This is a genomic window from Variovorax sp. PAMC28562 (assembly GCF_014303735.1).
Classification (GTDB): domain Bacteria; phylum Pseudomonadota; class Gammaproteobacteria; order Burkholderiales; family Burkholderiaceae_C; genus Variovorax.
The window spans coordinates 4,020,870-4,039,128 of the sequence record NZ_CP060296.1; the positions used below are offsets into that span (position 1 = coordinate 4,020,870).

Annotated in this window: 17 protein-coding genes; 4 read left to right on the forward strand and 13 right to left on the reverse strand. The window is 64.9% G+C overall.

Annotation, left to right across the window (positions count from 1 at the left end):
- Positions 1–14: 14 nt before the first annotated feature.
- Positions 15–353 carry a DUF6172 family protein gene (locus H7F36_RS18890; protein ID WP_187052226.1) on the reverse strand — a complete coding sequence of 113 codons (339 nt, stop codon included), beginning with the start codon at positions 351–353 and terminating at the stop codon, positions 15–17.
- 88 nt (positions 354–441) lie between these two features.
- On the opposite strand from H7F36_RS18890, the gene H7F36_RS18895 reads away from it, so the two are divergent.
- Positions 442–669, forward strand: coding sequence for a hypothetical protein (locus H7F36_RS18895; protein WP_187052227.1), 228 nt, complete (start codon positions 442–444; stop codon positions 667–669).
- 3 nt (positions 670–672) lie between these two features.
- On the opposite strand, the gene H7F36_RS18900 is transcribed toward H7F36_RS18895, so the two are convergent.
- On the reverse strand, positions 673–1,860 hold the full coding sequence (locus H7F36_RS18900; RefSeq protein WP_187052228.1) for a PLP-dependent aminotransferase family protein: 1,188 nt from the start codon (positions 1,858–1,860) through the stop codon (positions 673–675).
- Positions 1,861–1,990: 130 nt separating this feature from the next.
- Between H7F36_RS18900 and H7F36_RS18905 the strand changes: the two genes are divergently transcribed.
- Genes H7F36_RS18905 through nth form a run of 3 tightly spaced genes read left to right on the forward strand, consistent with a single transcriptional unit; the run spans position 1,991 to position 4,312 of the window.
- Positions 1,991–2,251, forward strand: coding sequence for a helix-turn-helix domain-containing protein (locus H7F36_RS18905; RefSeq protein WP_187052229.1), 261 nt, complete (start codon positions 1,991–1,993; stop codon positions 2,249–2,251).
- Positions 2,245–3,630 carry a type II toxin-antitoxin system HipA family toxin gene (locus H7F36_RS18910; protein WP_187052230.1) on the forward strand — a complete coding sequence of 462 codons (1,386 nt, stop codon included), beginning with the start codon at positions 2,245–2,247 and terminating at the stop codon, positions 3,628–3,630. Before H7F36_RS18905 ends, H7F36_RS18910 begins: the two co-directional genes overlap by 7 nt.
- A gap of 37 nt (positions 3,631–3,667) precedes the next feature.
- Positions 3,668–4,312 carry an endonuclease III gene (gene nth / locus H7F36_RS18915; protein WP_187052231.1) on the forward strand — a complete coding sequence of 215 codons (645 nt, stop codon included), beginning with the start codon at positions 3,668–3,670 and terminating at the stop codon, positions 4,310–4,312.
- A gap of 36 nt (positions 4,313–4,348) precedes the next feature.
- Here the strand turns inward: nth and H7F36_RS18920 are convergent, their stop codons facing one another.
- The 11 genes from H7F36_RS18920 to H7F36_RS18970 form a co-directional block, all read right to left on the reverse strand.
- Entirely contained in the window at positions 4,349–4,912 is a 564-nt protein-coding gene (locus H7F36_RS18920) for a histidine phosphatase family protein (protein WP_187052232.1), read from the reverse strand.
- A 14-nt stretch (positions 4,913–4,926) separates the two neighbouring features.
- The gene (locus tag H7F36_RS18925) at positions 4,927–5,766 is read right to left on the reverse strand and encodes an adenosylcobinamide-GDP ribazoletransferase (protein ID WP_187052233.1); all 840 of its coding nucleotides are present in this window, start codon (positions 5,764–5,766) and stop codon (positions 4,927–4,929) included.
- Entirely contained in the window at positions 5,763–6,815 is a 1,053-nt protein-coding gene (gene cobT / locus H7F36_RS18930) for a nicotinate-nucleotide--dimethylbenzimidazole phosphoribosyltransferase (RefSeq protein WP_187052234.1), read from the reverse strand. The genes H7F36_RS18925 and cobT overlap by 4 nt, the downstream gene beginning before the upstream one ends.
- 21 nt (positions 6,816–6,836) lie before the next feature.
- The gene (locus H7F36_RS18935) at positions 6,837–8,294 is read right to left on the reverse strand and encodes a cobyric acid synthase (RefSeq protein WP_187052235.1); all 1,458 of its coding nucleotides are present in this window, start codon (positions 8,292–8,294) and stop codon (positions 6,837–6,839) included.
- A 97-nt stretch (positions 8,295–8,391) separates the two neighbouring features.
- Entirely contained in the window at positions 8,392–9,633 is a 1,242-nt protein-coding gene (locus tag H7F36_RS18940; protein ID WP_187052236.1) for a hypothetical protein, read from the reverse strand.
- Positions 9,634–9,743: 110 nt separating this feature from the next.
- Positions 9,744–10,007 (reverse strand): hypothetical protein, encoded by a 264-nt coding sequence (locus H7F36_RS18945; protein WP_410003091.1) that lies wholly within the window; start codon positions 10,005–10,007, stop codon positions 9,744–9,746.
- Positions 10,008–10,221: 214 nt separating this feature from the next.
- Positions 10,222–11,025, reverse strand: coding sequence for a class I SAM-dependent methyltransferase (locus H7F36_RS18950; RefSeq protein WP_187052237.1), 804 nt, complete (start codon positions 11,023–11,025; stop codon positions 10,222–10,224).
- A 76-nt stretch (positions 11,026–11,101) separates the two neighbouring features.
- The gene (locus tag H7F36_RS18955) at positions 11,102–12,553 is read right to left on the reverse strand and encodes an efflux transporter outer membrane subunit (protein WP_187052238.1); all 1,452 of its coding nucleotides are present in this window, start codon (positions 12,551–12,553) and stop codon (positions 11,102–11,104) included.
- Positions 12,554–12,587: 34 nt separating this feature from the next.
- Positions 12,588–15,839: an efflux RND transporter permease subunit gene (locus tag H7F36_RS18960; RefSeq protein WP_187052239.1), complete on the reverse strand. Its 3,252-nt coding sequence runs from the start codon at positions 15,837–15,839 to the stop codon at positions 12,588–12,590.
- Between the two features lie 22 nt (positions 15,840–15,861).
- Positions 15,862–17,130, reverse strand: a complete 1,269-nt coding sequence (locus H7F36_RS18965) for an efflux RND transporter periplasmic adaptor subunit (protein WP_187052240.1) — start codon at positions 17,128–17,130, stop codon at positions 15,862–15,864.
- A 131-nt stretch (positions 17,131–17,261) separates the two neighbouring features.
- Positions 17,262–18,149: an alpha/beta hydrolase gene (locus tag H7F36_RS18970; RefSeq protein WP_410003044.1), complete on the reverse strand. Its 888-nt coding sequence runs from the start codon at positions 18,147–18,149 to the stop codon at positions 17,262–17,264.
- Between the last annotated feature and the right edge of the window lie 110 nt (positions 18,150–18,259).

Genomic DNA, 18,259 nt, shown 5'->3' on the forward strand with positions numbered 1-18,259 from the left:
GAGGAAAATGAACTTTAAGCCTTTGCTTGGGGCAGCGCATTCCCCTCAAGTGCGGGTGTGCCCGATGCTGGTTTGGCCGTGCGATGACCCGGCTTGCCGAGGATCTCAACGTAAAACTGCGGGCCGGCTTCTTTGGCAACGCCGTCCATCAGTGCGGTCAACGCCGACAGGTGCACCGCTTCAGCCGTTTCAGCGGTCGTGCCGAACTTGCAATCGAAGTCGAGAAAATCAGTGTCTGCCTGCATCGGGCGCCGACGCTCCCGCTTGATGTATTTGCGGACCTCATGCTTGATCGCCTCGAGAACGCGGTCGGGTTGCTTGCCTTCGGGGCGCAGCTGGAAAGTCTTTTTCATGGGTCATCGTACCGTGCGCCCCCGCGCCAATGACAATGACTGCAGACCGCGGCTACATTCGGCACTCAACGCGCATCAGGGAAATTTCATGGCACGGGCAAACGATTGGGCAAGCAAGGTGATGTCGCTCATCAACGGCGGCAACGCAGGCGCGGCGATCGCGCAGATCAAGGTAGCACCCAGCGTCAAGGATCTGAAGGCGCTGCAAACGATCATGACGCTGTCGCGTCTGTCGGGCCGCTGGCCCAATGTCGACGCTGCCATCGCGGACAACCTCGTGGCGCTCGGAGCGCCGCGGCTGCACCGCTCGCCGTAACTTTCAGAGCGCCTTGCCCAGCCGCGCGATGCCTTCTTCGATCTTCTCGACGTTGGCCGTCGCGAAGCTCAGGCGCAAGGTTGCCATGTCGGGCTTCTCCGCATAGAACGGCGCGCCGGGCACGAAGGCCACGCGCTGTTCGATGGCCCGTTTAGCGAACGCAGCCGCATCCGACGACCTGCCGTTCGCGCCCGTGAGTCGGGCCCAGAAAAACAGTCCGCCATCCGGCTGCTCGAAGGCAATGGCATCGCCCAGCGCACGTTTCAGCGCTGCAGCCATCGCCTTGGCACGCTCGCCGTAGACCTTGCGCACGTTGTCCAGCGTTGCCGGCATACGGCCGCTCTTCAGGTACTGGCCGGCGGTCGCCTGCGCGAAGGTGCTGGTGTGCGCATCGCTGAACTGCTTGCACATGGTGGCTTTGGCCAGCAGTTCGGCCGGCGCGATCATCCAGCCGATGCGCAGGCCCGGGCTCAGCACTTTGCTCATGCTGCCGCAGTGCGCAAGCAGCTCGCGGCTGCCGGGCACGTCTTTGCTCAAAGCCATGATCGACGGCGGTGGCGGCTCGTTGAAGTACAGATCGCCGTACGGGTCGTCTTCGACGATCAGCGTCTGGTACTTCACTGCAAGTTCGAGCACCTTCTTGCGCCGCTCCAGCGTCAGCAGCGCGCCGCTCGGGTTGCCGAAGGTCGGAATCAGGTAGACGAACTTGGGCTTGTGCTCGGCGATGAGCGCCTCGAGCTCGTCGGTCTTCACGCCGTGCGCGTCGATCGGTGCGCTGATGAGCTGCGCGCCATACAGCCGGAAGCACTGGATGGTCGCGAGGAATGTCGGCCCTTCGACGATGACCTTGTCGCCAGGCGAGATCATCGTCTTGCCGAGCAGATCGAGCGCCTGCTGGCTGCCGGTCGTCACGATCAGGCCGCTCGGATCGACATCGACGCCTTTGCTCTTCATGAAGGCGCTCAGTTGCATGCGCAGCGGCTCATAGCCTTCGGTGGCGCCGTATTGCAGGGCTCCGGACGCCTCTTCGTTCAAGGCCCTGGCGCTGGCTTCTTTCAGGCCCTCGACGTCGAACATGGCGCTGTCCGGAAAGCCCCCTGCAAAGCTGATGATGCCGGGTGTGCCGAGCAGCTTGAAGAGTTCGCGAATGGCGGAGGTTTCGACGTTGTCGAGGCGGGAGGCGAATTGCATGGTGATTTCACTTTCTGACCGCCATTGTCGAACCAAGAAGGCCGCTGCGCATTACCAGTCCAAGGTAGTTTATTGACTTTACTATTTTTGAGTAGTAAATTCCCTTCACCACTTTAAGGTAGTAAGCCGCATGCGGTATCCGCTCGAAACCAGCCAGCAACTCAGCGCCGTGCTGAAGGCATTGCGCCAGTCTCGCCACCTCACCCAAGCCGAGCTCGGCGAACAGTTGGGCGTGAACCAGAAACGCGTGGCCCGAATCGAAGCAGCGCCAGGCGTGACCAGCTTCGACCAGATCTCGCGACTGGTCGCACTCATGGGCCACCGTCTGGTGCTGGAAGCATTGCCGTCGGCCGAAGCGCCGATCACCGACAAGGGAGACACATCATGGTGAACCGTTCCAAACGAGGCCGCGGCCCCCGGCACCCGCACCCGCTGACGGTCTGGATCAATGGTCAGACGGTCGGCGAATGGACGGTTCGCGAAGGCGAGCACCGTTTTCAGTACGTCGACGAATGGACCGCTTCGCCCGCGGCACGCCGACTTTCGCTGTCGCTGCCGATGACGCCGGGTAACGCGCCGCAGCGCGGGCCGGTGGTGCAGAACTATTTCGACAACCTTCTGCCCGACAGCGACGCGATTCGCACGCGCCTGCAAGGCAAGTTCGCGACGCCGAGCACCGACGCGTTCGACCTGCTGACAGCCATCGGCCGCGAGTGCGTCGGCGCCGTGCAATTGCTGCCGCCCGGCGTGCTGCCCACCGGCTTCGACCGGATCGAAGCCGAGGCGCTGGATGATGCGGGCGTCGAACGCGCCATCAACGCGTCGCTGTCGGCGGGCCGCGTGCTCGGCCAGCGCGACGACGAGGACTTCCGCATTTCGATCGCCGGCGCCCAGGAAAAGACGGCCTTGCTGCAACGCGAAGGCCAGTGGTTTCGCCCGCTGAGCGCCACACCGACAACCCACATTTTCAAACTGCCGCTCGGCCTCGTCGGCAACATGCAGGCCGACATGAAGGAGTCCGTCGAAAACGAATGGCTCTGCTCCCGCATCATGACGGCCTTCGGACTGCCGACGGCGCATTGCGACATCGCGACCTTCGGCGAGCGCAAGGTGCTCGTGGTGCAACGCTTCGACCGCGCGCTGCAAAACGCCGGCAGTGCGCGCGGCGACGACAGCGACCACCGCGATCCGGAATGGATCGCCCGTTTGCCGCAGGAAGATTTCTGCCAGGCACTCGGCGTGCCGGGCTCGCAGAAGTACGAGACCGACGGCGGCCCCGGCATGCGCGACATCCTGCGCGTACTCGATGCCAGCAGCAACGCCACGGCCGACAAGCTCGCCTTCGTCAAGGCGCAGATGGTGTTCTGGCTGCTTGCAGCAACCGACGGCCATGCCAAGAACTTCTCGATCTTTCTGGAGCGTGGCGGCGGCTACCGGCTTACGCCGTTCTACGACGTGCTGTCGGCCTGGCCTGTCATTGGCAGCGGCGCCAACCAGCTTGCTTTTCAAAAGGCCAAGCTGGCGATGGCACTGCGCAGCAAGAGCTCGCACTGGGCATTGCAGGATCTGCGCGCGCGCCACTGGGACGGCGTCGCCAAACTCGCGGGGCTCGGCGATGCACACGCCCTCTGCGATGAACTCCTCGCGCAGTTGCCGGGGGCGCTCGATGCAGTCGAAACCCAGCTGCCGTCCGGTTTTCCGGAGCATGTGGCGCGCACGATCTTCGAGGGTGTCCGCAACACCGCAAAGCGCCTGACCGAAGCCGATTGAATCCGCCGCCAGCCAAGCCGAAGAACCGACCTACATCATGAAAAAAGACGACATCGTCCCCTTCTTCGCGACGCTGCAGGCGGCCAATCCGAATCCCGAAACCGAGCTGGAATACACCACGCCTTTCGAGCTGCTGGCGGCCGTCCTGCTCTCGGCACAAGCGACCGATGTGGGCGTGAACAAGGCCACACGCAAGCTCTATCCGGTGGCCAACACACCGCAGGCGATCTTCGACCTGGGTATCGAAGGACTCGAGAGTTACATCAAGACCATCGGGCTGTACCGCAGCAAGGCGAAGCATCTCATCGAGACATGTCGCATGCTGATCGAACTGCATGGCAGCGAGGTGCCGAGGACGCGCGCCGAACTCGAAGCGTTGCCCGGCGTCGGGCGCAAGACTGCCAACGTGGTGCTCAACGTGGCGTTCGGCGAGCCGACGATCGCGGTCGACACGCACATCTTTCGTATCGGCAACCGCACGGGCCTGGCCCCCGGCAAGACGCCGCTCGCGGTCGAGCTCAAGCTGGAGAAGCGCGTGCCGATGGCGTTTCGATTGCACGCGCATCACTGGCTGATATTGCATGGCCGCTATATCTGCGTGGCGCGTAAACCGAAGTGCTGGGAGTGCGCGGTGCACACGATGTGCGACTACAAACCGAAGACGCCAGCGCCTAAGACTTGAGCGGTGGGAGCAGGCAGCGACTGAGCACCGCTGCGCTCAGACTTCAATCTTCACGCACTCGCCGAAAGCGATCGGATGCGCTGGCCAATCGGCTGCGGTGACCGGCACGCGCACACCGCGCTGCAACAGCGTCACGGCCCGCATCACGCCTGCATGCGTCACCCAGAGTGCGTCGGTGCCCGAGACAAGCCACGTGTCCCATGCAATCCCCACGCGCTGCATGAAAAGGCGCGTGCTTTCCCCGGTACTACCGGCGCGCCCATCGGCGAAGTCGGCCATCCATGCATCGAACTCGGTGCGCGCTACGTCTCGCCACGGGCTGCCTTCCCATACGCCGAAATCCATCTCGGCCAGGTTGGGGTCGTAGCGGCACAGCGGCAGATCGGTGCGCAGCACGGCGACCTCTTTCGCCAACGCGGCACAACGCTGCAACGGCGAACTGACGAACGCCATGCCATCGAGAAGCCGCGTGCCGATGGCGACAGATACGGCAACTGCAGCGGCCAGCGTGCCGTCGTGATGTGCAGCCAGGTCGGTCACGCCATAGCAAAGGCCGGCCTCGGCAATAACCGGCGCGTGTCGGACCATCCAGAGCTTCATCGCCTTCCTCGGCTTCAGCGCAGCGCGGCCGGCGTCATCGCGAACGCCAGAGCCAGATAGATTGCCAGTTCGCAGACCTGCTGCGTGGCGCCGAGTCCATCGCCGGTAAAACCTTGCAAGCGCCGCCAGAACAAACGTGCCATGACCGCGGCCGCGGCGGCACAGGCCGCCAGCGCGGTGACCGTCGTCGTTCCACCCTGCATCCACGCAAGCAACGCCACCGCAGGCACCGCCCACAGCATGCCGACGCTCAATGCACCGTTGCCAATCGCGTCCGCCAGCGGCTTGGACTTGCTCGCACCGCTGTCGCCGACGTAAGGCATCCAGCGAATCAGAAATAACGGCGCCAGTCGTGACAGGACATGCGAGAAGACGATCGCGCTCAGCGCGACGGATGCGCCCCGTTCACCGCTGACACCACCGCCACCGCCACCGGCCAGCATCGCCAGCAACGCAAACTTGAGCCCCAGCGCCAGCACCAAAGCGATGGCACCGAAGGCGCCGATGCGCGAGTCCTTCATGATCTCCAGGGCACGCGATCGATCGGCCGAACCGCCGAGTCCATCTGCTACGTCGGCCAGCCCGTCCTCATGAAACGCGCCCGTCAGCAACACGGTGGCGATGGTGCTCAGCACTGCCGCGACCCAGGCTCCGCCAGCGCCCGGCAAGCCACGCTCGACCACGAAGAAAACCGCCGCACCCAGCGCGCCGACGATCCAGCCGACACCGGGGAAATGCGCCGCGCTGGCACGCAGCATCTGCGGGCTGAAACCGACCCATTGCGCCAGCCGACCGGTGACCGGCACGCGCGTGAAGAACTGAAGCGCCAGCAGGTAGTGGCGTATGCCGTTCATGCGCCGTCTTGCCGCGACACACCCGCCGCCTCGAAGCTCGCCATCTCGCGCAGGATGCGCGTTGCCGATTCGAGCAACGGCCAAGCCAACGCGGCGCCCGAGCCTTCACCCAGTCGCAGATCGAGTCGCAGCAGCGGCTGCAGTCCGAGGCGCGCAAGCAGCAGTGCATGACCAGGTTCGGCGGACACATGCGCAGCAACGCAACGCTGAACCACATGCGGCTGCAACGTGTATGCGATCAGCACCGCGGCACCGGTGATGAAGCCGTCGACGACGATCACACGGCGTTCTTCGGCCGCCTGCAGCACGGCACCGACCAGCGTGGCAACCTCGAATCCACCGAACGCAGCGAGCGCATCCATTGGCGCGACAGCATCTCGATGCAACGCCATCACCTCTGCGAGTACGCTGCGTTTGCGCGCCAGCCCTGCCGCATCGAGTCCCGTGCCGATGCCGACGCAATCGTCGAGTGACAGGCCGGCCAGGCGTGACAGCAACATCGACGCGGCGGACGTGTTGCCGATGCCCATCTCGCCGAGCAATAGCGCGTTGCCTGGCAACAGGCGCACCACATCGCGTCCGTTGGCGATGGCCTGTGCGCATTGCGACGGAGTCATCGCCGGGCCGGTCGATGCGTCGGCCGTGCCCGCAGCGATCTTGCGAACGACCAGGCCCGGCATCGGCGCGAAGTCGTGCCGTACGCCGCAATCGACCACCGTCAACGCCAGTCCATGCTGGCGCGCGAGCACGCTCACCGCCGCGCCGCCGCCCAGAAAGTTCTGCACCATCTGCCAAGTGACGTCGCTCGGATAGGCCGACACGCCGCGTGCCGCCAGCCCGTGATCGCCGGCGCACACCAGCAGTTGTGGATGCTGCAACGTCGGCGACTCACTGCGGAGGATGGTGCCCAGGCGAATGGCCAGCGCTTCCAGTTGGCCTAGAGCGCCGATGGGCTTGGTCTTGTTGTCGATGAGGTGCTGCAGGCGTGCAGTGAGCGCGGCGTCATGCAGGTCGGCGATATGCAAGTCGGCAATGTGCGGGATGTTCATTCGAGTTCGTTTTGTTTTGAATCAGTCGATCAGCGAGCGCAGGACGCCCGCATCGAAATGCGTGTCGATGTAGTCGGCCAGTCCATCGAACACCGAGTCCAGCGTCGGCACTGTCGCACCGAACAGCGCATGCAGCACGGCCGGGTCTTCGAACATGCCGTGCAGGTAGATACCCAGCACATTGCCCGCGCCGTTCTGCCAAGCCAAGCCGTCGTTCATCACCGGCAATGCGTGGTCGCCGGCTGCCGCCATGGCGCTGTGCTCGGCAGTACGGCCGTGGTGAATCTCGTAGCCGTGCATCGCCACGCCGGACAGCGCGGCCCACGCCCCACCGACCGCGCCAAAACACGCATCCCGATGCCGCACGGTCTTGTCGGGATCGAACACGGTGACCACCGGCAGCAAGCCCAGGCCTGGCGCGTTGCCGTCGATGCCATGCGGATCGATCAGCGCCTCACCGAGCATCTGCAGGCCGCCGCAGATTCCGAGCACGGCACCACCCTGCGCTGCATGCGCCGCGATCTCGTGGTCGAGCCCCTGCGCACGCAGCCAAGCCAGGTCACCGCTCGTGTGCTTTGAACCCGGCAGCACGATCCAGTGGGCATCGACCAGTTCGCTGGGCGTGCGTGCCCACCGCAGTCGAATGCCCGGCACGTTCTTCAGCGGCTGGAATTCGTCGAGGTTGCTGATGCGTGGGTAAGCGACAACCGCAACCGTCTTGCCTGCGCCGAACTCCGCCGTATCGAACACGCCATCTTCTTCAGGCAAGCCATGCGACCACCACATCGGCAACGTCGCGACCGTCGGCACACCTGTCATCTTCTGCAACTGCTCCGGCGCGGGCGCCAACAACGACGCATCACCGCGAAACTTGTTCAGCACGAAGCCGCTCAACAGCGCCCGGTCGGCGTCCGGCATCAACGCCCAGGTGCCGTACAGATGCGCGAAAGCGCCACCGCGATCGATGTCCGTCACCAGCAGGCAGCGCGCGTTCGCGTGGCGCGCTACGCGCAGGTTGACGATGTCCGATGCCATCAGGTTGATCTCGGCTGGCGAGCCGGCGCCTTCGATCACCACCACGTCGTTCTCGGCACGCAGTGCATCGAGAGCGTCGACGATGGTCGGCCACACGCGCTCGCTACGGCCCCGCCACGGCAAGGCCGACAGCGCTTCGCTCACCTGCCCCATCAGCACGACCTGGCTGTGCGTATCGCGCTCGGGCTTGAGCAGCAAGGGGTTCATGCGCACGTCGGGTATCGCGCGGGCGGCCAGTGCCTGAAAGTATTGCGCGCTGCCGATCTCGCCGCCCTCGTTCTCGGCCGTGGCGCCCACGACGCGCGCGTTGTTGCTCATGTTCTGCGCCTTGAACGGCGCGACCTTGAGCCCTTGTCGTGCATACCAGCGGCACAACGCGGTGGCGAGCCAGCTCTTGCCGGCACCGCTGGTGGTGCCGAGGACCATGACGCAGCGTGCGGTCACGGGCTCGAAAACGAGGTGGAAGACAAGGCGTAAATCGAGGCGTTCATACCCTCGATTGTGGCGCGCTGCGGTGCCCGCACCGAGCGCGCCTTGCGGCTCACTCTTTCTTGTGTTCCGGCTTTGGCCGCTCGCCCGGATGGCTCCCTGTCGATGGCCGGATGGCTTGCCTTTGGGGCGGCTGCGCGTGTCCGGCAAAACGCTCGGGCGGCCGCTGCGCATGATGGGCTGCTTGCTGGACATTCGACTGCCTGGCGGCTTCGATCCGCTCATCGCTGACGCGCGACATGCGAGGAGCCTCCGGCGACGCCGCTGGACTCAAAGCCGCTTGACGATGCTCCGGTTCCGGGCGCTGCACGGAGGCTGCCGACGGTGCCGATAGCGTGCCGATTGAAGGTGCAGACCGAACCACCTGCGCTGCCGGCAGGGCGACGGGTGTCCGGCCGGACATGAAGGCAGCAACCGGTTTCGTGCTCACCGGAACCGGTGCTTCGAGGCGCATCACCGGCGGCAGCGCAGCCGCGAGATGCGCAGCCGCCGGCACTGCGGCTTCAAAAGGTTTTCCGCTCGCCGTGACGCCCGCCGGCGCCGTCACCGTGAAATTGCGTGTGTTGGCAATGTTCGTGACGTTGTTGGTGATGTTGTTGTTGTTGTTGTTGATCGTCGTGTTTTGAATCCGCATGCCGACGTTGGTGACCGGCGGTGCGCTCGTCACCACGGCCGGCGGCGTACCGATAGGCGCGGGCACGATGAGACCTGGCCTCGAACCGGGCGGCGGCGGCACGAACACGCCCTGTGGACCGATTGGAGGTAGCCCCGCGACGACACCGACCCCGGGCGCGGCAAAGGCAATGGAAATACCGAGAGGCGGAGGTACGAACCGCAATCCTGGCGCGGACCAATAGCCGGAAACGAACAGGACCGCGTTGTCGCGATGCTCGTAGTACGGCTGGACCCATCCATAGCCCAATTGCGGCGGTGCCATCCAGCGCCCGGCAGACCAGACCCAACGGTCGTGCCAATCCCAGTAACCACCGGTCCACACCGCCAGCGGAAACGGCGAAAGCGGGGGCACTTCGACCAGCATTGCCGGCGGCGCCCAGCGGACGGCGATCGGTTCCGGCTGCACCATCGGAGGGTCGATGTAGACGCTGATCACTGGCATCACGACAGGCGACGAATACGCTACTGCAGCCGTTGGAAGCGGACTCATGTAGACCGGCGGCGGCCGAACGACGACGTAGCGCGGCGGTGGCGGAGGCGGCGCGACGCAGCCGGCGACCAGGGTCGCGAGGCACATGGCAGCCAAAGAGGCGGACGGCGAGACGATGTTTTTTTTCATGAGAACGTGGCACTCGGAAAGCAGCGGTTGGGCCGTGGAAGCCAAAGGGCTACGTCATGGAAGGACGCGCCTTTGAGGTCGGGTGCCCGGTCCGCCGGGCGCCTCTCGACTCACTTGCCGATCTGGGCGCTGACGCCGTTCTCTTGCTGGTTCAGGGCACGTTGGTCCAGCTTCGTGATGTGGCCGCCATCCTGCCGCGCCATGGCATGTTCTTCGCGGCGAATCTGCCGATCTTCTTTGTGCAGCGTGGCTGCTTGGCCCTTGCTGATCTCGCCACTTTTCACTTCGTTGTTGATGCGCCGGTCCTGGTGATTCAGGCGCGCGTTGACTTCGGTACGGCGCGGGTGGGCATGCTGCCACGGTGTCTCTGCCATCGCGCCGACAGTGAAGGTGGCGGCGCCGAAGGCGACCACAGCGAAGGCGAACGTAGTGCGATTGAACATTGGAAGTCCTGAAAGGTTGCATGAAACCGAGCGGTCTCATGCGCTTACAACGTCGATCGAAAATGGCCTGTTGACGTGTCGGGAAATCTATTTCGTAAAAGTCGACGGCCATTGAAAGCCGATTGCAAGGCAATGATTGCCCCGGTCAAATCGCGTGCGCCCTAGTCAGCACATAGTCCTGGTGCACGACGTTGTCGTAGTAGTAAGGCTCGGCCATCGCATCGAACTCGCTGCGCAGGGCGGCGAGCTTCTCCGGCTCGCTCACAAGTCGTTCGACCAGCTTCTGCAACGGGCCAATCGTGCGTTCCATGGACAGCCGGTAGTGCGAAAGGCTGAGCGACGGATATGCCATGACGCCTCGCTCGAAGAAAGGCGAGTCGAAGCGAGCACCGAGTCGCTCGGCGATCACCGCCAGATTTCCCCATTGCGGTGGCGGCGCTGAACCCGAAGGCAGTGGCGGCGAATTGCGTCCGACGAACGCGAACATGCGGCCCACCATGTGCTCCGGCGGCCAGGTCGCAAAGGCGATGCGGCCGCCAGGCTTCAGCACGCGACGCATCTCGGCGATGGCGACCTCTGGCCTTGGCGCGAACATGTGCCCGAACTGGCTCAGCACCACATCGAAGCTCGCATCGGCATAGGGCAACTGTTCCGCATCGCCCTCGGTCCATTCGATCTCTTCGTGGCCAGCGATGCGTGCATTTTCATGCGCCTGTGCGAGCAGTTCAGGCGTCAGGTCGAGCGCCTTGACGCGCGCACCCGCGCGAGCCGCGGTGATGGCTGCAACACCGGTGCCGGTGGCGACATCCAGCACCGTATCGCCGGGGGCAATGGCCGCGAACTTGACGAGGTGCGCTGCCACCGGCGTGGTGCTCGTGGCGGTCGGACCGAACGATGCCCACAACTCGCGCTGGCGTTTTTTGAGTTCGGCAAAAGGGTCGTGGTCCATGCGGTGCTCCGTGCAATTAAGACGGGCAGACTGTATGCCTAGCGGGCGCGAAGGCAAGCCCCTTAAAGGCCTATGCCTATCCGTTTACTGCGAGCACCGCCGGCGCATCCCACCCACCGCCCAACGCGCGAATTAAATTTACCGTCGCCTGGTATTGCGCCGACTTCACCTGCAGCGCGAGCCGCCGATTGCGCAGCTCGCTGCGCCGCGCGTCGAGCAGATCGAGCTGGCTCACATAGCCGTTGCGATAGCGCGAATCCGAGAGCACCGTGGCGCGGCGCGCCGATGCAACCGCCCTCGCCTGCACGTCCGATTGCTCCTGCAATAGCCGCAGCGAGGCGAGCTGGTCTTCGACTTCCCTGAAAGCCACGAGCACCTGTTCGCGGTAGCTTGCCAGCGCACCGTCGAGTTGCGCCGATGCGCCCTGCACGCCGGCCTCGCGGCGACCCCCGTCGAGCAACGGCAACGACAGCAATGCACCAATACCCCACGAGCGTGCCGACCACTTGAAGAGGTCGCTCAGGTCCGAAGAGGCGTAGCCACCACCACCCGTCAGCGCGATGGTGGGGAACCACGCAGTCTTCGCGACGCCGAGGCGTGCCTGCGCGGCTTCCATGCTGCGCTGCGCGGCGGCGATGTCGGGGCGCCGTTCGAGCACGGTCGACGGCAAGCCGGCCGGGATCGATGGCAAAGCGGTCGACCACTCGCCGCTGTTCATGGCGAAGTTGGATGCGACGTCGCCGGTCAGCACGGCCAGAGCGTGTTCGAGCAAGGCGCGTTGGCGGTCGAGTGCCAGCGCGTCGGACTCGGTTGCGGCCACTTCGGTCTGCACGCGGGCGACATCGAGCTCGGCCAGATCACCGGCCTTGAAGCGCCGCTCGGTCAGCCTCAGGGTGTCGGCGTAGGCATCGACCTGCTCGCGCACCAGGGCACGTTCGGCATCGAGCGCGCGCACGGACAGATAGGTCTGCGCGGTCTCGGCCTGCACCAGCAAGCGAGCGCTTTGCAACAACGACTCGCGCGATTGCGCATCGAGCGACGCCGCATTGCTGGCACCCGACAACTTGCCGAACAGATCGACTTCGTACGACACGCTGACCCCGGCGTTCAACAGCGTGGAGGGCTTGTTGCTCAGGTTGCGGTCGATGCCGGCCTGTCGGCTCGCACCGGCACCCAGGCCGACCTGCACCGATCGGTCGGCATCGACGGTGCGTGCCAGTGCGCGTGCCTCGCCGAGCCGCGCAGCCGCTTGCTGCACGCTGGTGTTGTTGACGGCAGCGCGCTCGACGAGCTCGTTGAGCACCGGGTCATTGAACGCGACCCACCAATTGCCTGCGGCCTGCGCAGACGCAGCGTTGGTTGTCGCCGCAGCGGCGCCCTTGGCGGTCTGTTCCTTGAACTGCACCGGCGTCGTGATGCCGGTCGACACCTCGCCGGTCGACGCGCAGCCAGCGAGCACCAATGCAGCCACGAGCGGCAGCAAGGCGGTGCGCAGCGGGCGCGCGAAATACGAGAAATTGCTTGTCATGATGAATCTCCTTCTGGTCGCAGTAACGCGGCCCTTATTCGTGCGACCGATGCGGCGCAGCGGGCTGCGCATGCAGGCTGCCTCCACCACCAAGCGCTGCAGGCGCTGCCTGTGAAGGCGACGGCGACATCGTTCCTTCGCCGTGTTGCGTCAACGGCCTGTTGCCCGCCAGCCGGCGCAGCGCCACATAGAAGACAGGCGTCAGGAACAGGCCGAAGGCCGTCACGCCGATCATTCCGGCGAACACCGCCACGCCCATTGCCTTGCGCATTTCGGAGCCGGCACCGGTCGACAGCACCAGCGGCAGCACACCCATCACGAAGGCCAGCGAGGTCATCAGGATCGGGCGCAGACGCAGACGGCTGGCCTCGATCGCGGCCTGGATCGGTGATCTGCCGGCGAACTCCAGCTCGCGTGCGAACTCCACGATCAGGATGGCGTTCTTGGCGCTCAGCCCGACCAGCACAATCAGCCCGATCTGCGTGAAGACGTTGTTGTCACCTCCCGATATCCAGACGCCGGTCATGGCGGCGAGCAGGCCCATCGGCACGATCAGGATGATCGCGATCGGCAGCGTCAGGCTCTCGTACTGCGCGGCGAGCACCAGGAACACCAGCAGGATCGACAGCGGAAACACGAGGAACGCAGAGTTGCCGGCCAGGATCTCCTGGTACGTCAGCTCGGTCCACTCGAAGCTGATGCCCTTGGGCAGCGTCTCGGCCGCGATGCGCGCGACGGTGTCTTGCGCCTGGCCCGACGAATAGCCGGGCGCCGGTCCGCCGTTGACGTCTGCAGCAAGGTAGCCGTTGTAGCGCATCGCGCGCTCGGGTCCGAAGCTCGAGTTGACCTTCATCAACGCCGACAACGGCACCATCTCGCCCGAGTTGGAGCGCACCTTCAACAGTCCCACGTCTTCGGCACGGGCGCGGTACGGCGCGTCGGCCTGCACCCGCACGCTGTAAGTACGGCCGAACTTGTTGAAGTCGTTCGCATACAGGCTGCCGAGGTAGATCTGCATCGTGTCGAAGATGTCCGTCACCGGCACGCCGAGCTGGCGCGCCTTGGTGCGGTCGATGTCCGCGTACAGCTGCGGCACGTTGACCTGCCAGCTGGTGAACATGCCGGCGAGTTCAGGTGCTTGCGAGGCCTTGCCCATGAACGCCTTCACGGCCTTGTCCATCTCGTCGTAGCCGAGCGATGCGCGGTCTTCGATCTGCATCTTGAAGCCGCCCGTGGTGCCGAGGCCCGCCACCGGTGGCGGCGGAAACATCACGATGAAGGCATCCTGGATGCTGGCGAACTGCTGGTTGAGCTGACCCGCGACGGCACCGCCGCTCTGGTCCGGGCGCTTGCGTTGGTCGAAAGGCTTGAGCGTGACGAACACCACGCCCGAGTTCGAGCTGTTGGTAAAGCCGTTGATCGAAAGGCCCGGAAACGAAATGGCGTCTTCTACGTTCGGGTTCTTCTTCACGATGTCGCCCATGCGATGGATCACGTCTTCGGTGCGGTCCAGCGTGGCACCGTCGGGCAGCTGCGCGAAACCGATCAGGTACTGCTTGTCTTGCGCCGGAACGAAGCCGCTTGGCACCGCCTTGAACAAGCCGAAGGTCACGCCGATCAGCGCCAGGTAGATCACCAGCATGATCGTCTTGCGTGAGATCACGCCCTTGACGCCACCGCTGTAGGCCTCCGAGCCGCGATGAAACAGCTTGTTGAAGCCGCGGAACAGCCAGCCGAGGTAGCGGTCCATGCCGCGCGTCAGCGCGTCCTTCGGCTGGTCGTGGCCGCGCAGCAGCAGGGCCGCGAGGGCCGGCGACAGCGTCAGCGAGTTGATGGCGGAAATCACCGTCGAGATCGCGATGGTCACCGCGAACTGGCGATAGAACTGGCCGGTCAGGCCGCTGATGAAAGCCAGCGGTACGAACACCGCGACCAGCACCAGCGCGATGGCGATGATGGGCCCCGACACTTCGCGCATCGCCTTGTAAGTCGCTTCGCGCGGGCTCAGGCCGGCCTCGATGTTTCGCTCGACGTTTTCCACAACCACGATGGCGTCGTCCACCACGATGCCGATCGCCAGCACCAGCCCGAACAGACTCAGCGCGTTGATCGAGAAGCCCAGCACATGCAGCACGGCGAAGGTGCCGATGACCGACACCGGCACCGCCAGCAAAGGGATGATCGACGCGCGCCATGTCTGCAGGAACAGGATCACCACAAGCACCACCAGCGCGATGGCTTCGAGCAGCGTGTGGATGACCGATTCGATGGAAGCGCGCACGAACTGCGTCGGGTCGTAGGCGATGCGGTACTCGACGCCTTCGGGCATCGCCTTGGCGATGTCGTCCATCGTCTTGCGCACGTTGGAGGAGATGTCGAGTGCGTTGGAACCCGGCGCCTGGAACACGCCCATGCCGACCGCCGCATCGTTGTTGAGCAGCGAGCGCAGCGAGTAGTCGGCCGCGCCCATCTCGAGGCGACCGATATCGCGCAAGCGGGTCACGGCGCCATCGGCACCGCTCTTCACGATGATGTCGCCGAACTCTTCTTCGCTTTGCAGGCGGCCTTGTGCGTTGATCGACAACTGCATATCGACGCCAGACAAGCCCGGCGATGCACCGACCACGCCGGCCGCGGCCTGGATGTTCTGGCTGCGGATGGCGGCTACCACGTCGCTGGCCGACAGGTTGCGCTGCGCGACCTTTTGCGGGTCGAGCCAGACGCGCATCGAGTACTCCCCACCACCGAAGATCTGCACCTGGCCGACACCGTCGATGCGGGCCAAGCGGTCTTTGACGTTCAGCACCGCGTAGTTGCGCAGGTAGTTGATGTCGTAGCGGTTGTTCGGCGACACGAGGTGGACCACCATCGTCAGGTCGGGGGCGCTCTTGATCGTGGTGATGCCGAGTCGGCGCACCTCTTCAGGCAACCGCGGTTCGGCTTGCGAGACGCGGTTCTGCACCAGTTGCTGTGCCTTGTCCGGGTCGGTACCGAGCTTGAAGGTGACCGTCAGCGTCATCACGCCATCGGTCGTGGCCTGGCTGCCCATGTAGAGCATGCCATCGACGCCGTTGATCGATTCCTCGAGCGGCGTGGCCACGGTTTCAGCAATCACCTTCGGATTGGCACCGGGGTATTGCGCTCGCACCACGACCGAGGGTGGCGCGACTTCAGGGTATTCGGAGATGGGCAGACCGCGTAGCGCGATCAGCCCGGCGATGACCATCAACACCGACAGAACGCCGGCGAAGATCGGTCGATCGATAAAGAACTTCGATAGATTCATGGTGCTTCTCCTCCGTCCTGGATCAGGACTTTTCAGCCTGTGCGACACGTTCGTGCTCGGGCTCCGGCTTGGCCTGCGAAGGCGCTTCGTTCTTGGCGTCCATCGTCACTGTCTGCGGCGTGACCAACGCGCCGGGGCGAATGTGCTGCAGGCCGTTGACGACCACGCGTTCGCCGGGCTTCAGGCCCTTGCTCACGACGCGCAGGCCGTTGTTCGACGCGCCCAGCGTCACTTCGCGGTACTCGGCCTTGTTGTCGGCGCCGATCACCATCACGAACTTCTTGCTCTGGTCGGTACCGATCGCGCGCTCGCTGACAAGCATCGCCTTGTCGGTACGCGCCTGACCCATCCGGATGCGGGCGAACTGGCCCGGCATCAACGCGCCGTCGGCGTTGTCGAAGGCAGCACGCACGCGCACAGTCCCGCTCTTCGCATCGACCTGGTTGTCGATGAGTTGCAGCTTGCCGAGCCACGGTGTGCCGTCGCTGGCGGCCGTGCCCATCTCCACCGGAATTTTCTCGATCGACCCGCGCGCGCTGCTGCCCGCGGTAGCGACGTCTTTGAGCGCTCGCACGATCACGCCTTCATCGGCGTCGAAGCTCGCATAGATCGGGCTGACCGACACCAGCGTGGTGAGCACCGGCGCACCCGGGCCTGCAGCCACGAGGTTGCCGACAGTCACTTCGAGCTTGCCGATGCGGCCGGACACCGGTGCGCGCACTTGCGTGTAGCCCAGGCTCAGCTTGGCGGTCTGCAGCGAGGCTTGCGCCGCGCGCAGGTTGGCATCGGCTTCATTGCGGGTGTTGGCACGCTCTTCGAACTCACGTTGCGCGATGGCCTGTTCGTCCCACAGGCGTTTGGCGCGGGCCTGCTCGCTGGCAGCCTGCGATACGCGGGCCTGCGCCGCTGCGACTTGCGCCGCCGCACGCTCCACGTCGGCGGCGTACGGTGCAGGGTCGATGGTGATGAGCAGATCGCCTGCCTTCACCAATGCGCCTTCGCGGAAATGCGAGGCCTGCACGGCGCCGGCTACACGCGAGCGCACGTCGACACGCTCGACCGCTTCGAGGCGGCCCGAGAACTCGTTCCAGCCGGCTACGTCGCTCTCGGCCACGGTCGCGACCGACACCGGAATGCCCTGCGGCGCAGCGGCCACCGGCACGTTGCCGGCCTCTGCCTTCAGGTACGGCAGCCCGAGCGCCGCGCCAGCGATGGCGAGCAACGCCGTGAGACCCGTGACAGTGGGCCAGAGACCCTTTCGGGCCAGCGAAGAAAGTTCGGTTTTAGACATGATGGATTCGTCCTCGTGATGACTTCAGGAAATTTTGGAAAAGGCGTAGCCACCCGGTGCTCTGGTACCGGGAAGCGGATCGGCGACCGGGGTTGCCGGCTACCGAAAAATGCGGGAAGTGGGAACCGGCGTCAGCCGGTCTTGGAGGCCTGCGGCTTGGCAGGCTCGGTCAAGTGCGGCGCTGAAGCACTGAAAAACTCGCGAAAGTGCTGCTTCACGGTGACGCTGCAAACGCACTCCCCAGCCGCTGGATCCGACAACGCATCGGGCCAGTTGGTCGCCGAGGGCAGCACGCTGCTCGTAACCGGGTTGCCGGCTTCGCGCAGGCGTCGCGCAAAGGTCAGCGCCTCGTCGCGCATCGGATCGTCGTCGCCGACCAGCACCAGCGTCGGCGCGATCTGGCCGAGCCGCATCGATGCGCTCGGCACCGCATACGGATGCACCGCGTCTTTCGGGCTGCTCAAAAATTGCTGCCAGCCTGCGGCCCACTTGCACTGCGTCGCGTCACCGGTGGTTTCACGCAGCGATGCGGTACCGGCACACGGGTCGAGCATTGGCGACAGCAGGATTTGCCCTGCCAGCGGCGGATGGCCGCGGTCGCGTGCGATCAATGCCACCGCGGCTGCCAGGTTACCGCCGGCTTCCTCGCCGGCCAGGAACACGGGTGCGCCCTTGCCCGCCAGCTTGACGCGCTGGCCGTACAACCATTCGAGCACCGCGTAGGCGACTTCGATCGGCTCGGGGAACGGGTACTTGGGTGCCAAGGGATACGCGAGCGACACGACGACCGCCCCCGCGCCTTGCAGCAGCCCCGCCACCATGCGCCCGGTGTCGAGGCCACCGCATGTGAAGGTACCGCCATGAAAGTGCAGCACCAGCGGCGAGGTAATACCGCGTTGCTTCAGGCCGTAGGTACGGGCCTGCACCGGCTCGCGGCCGGGCAGCGCAATCGTGATGTCGGCCACGTCGACGGCGTTCTCTGTCACGGCAGAAGCAGCAGCGTCAGCGGACTTGGACATGGAACGGGGTGACATGGTGAACCTGAAGGTGGGAGTTGCGGAGTCAGTGGAGGAAACCAGCGATGGATTGAATATAAGTCGCCGGGGGCATCAGAAAAGGGCCTCTTGAT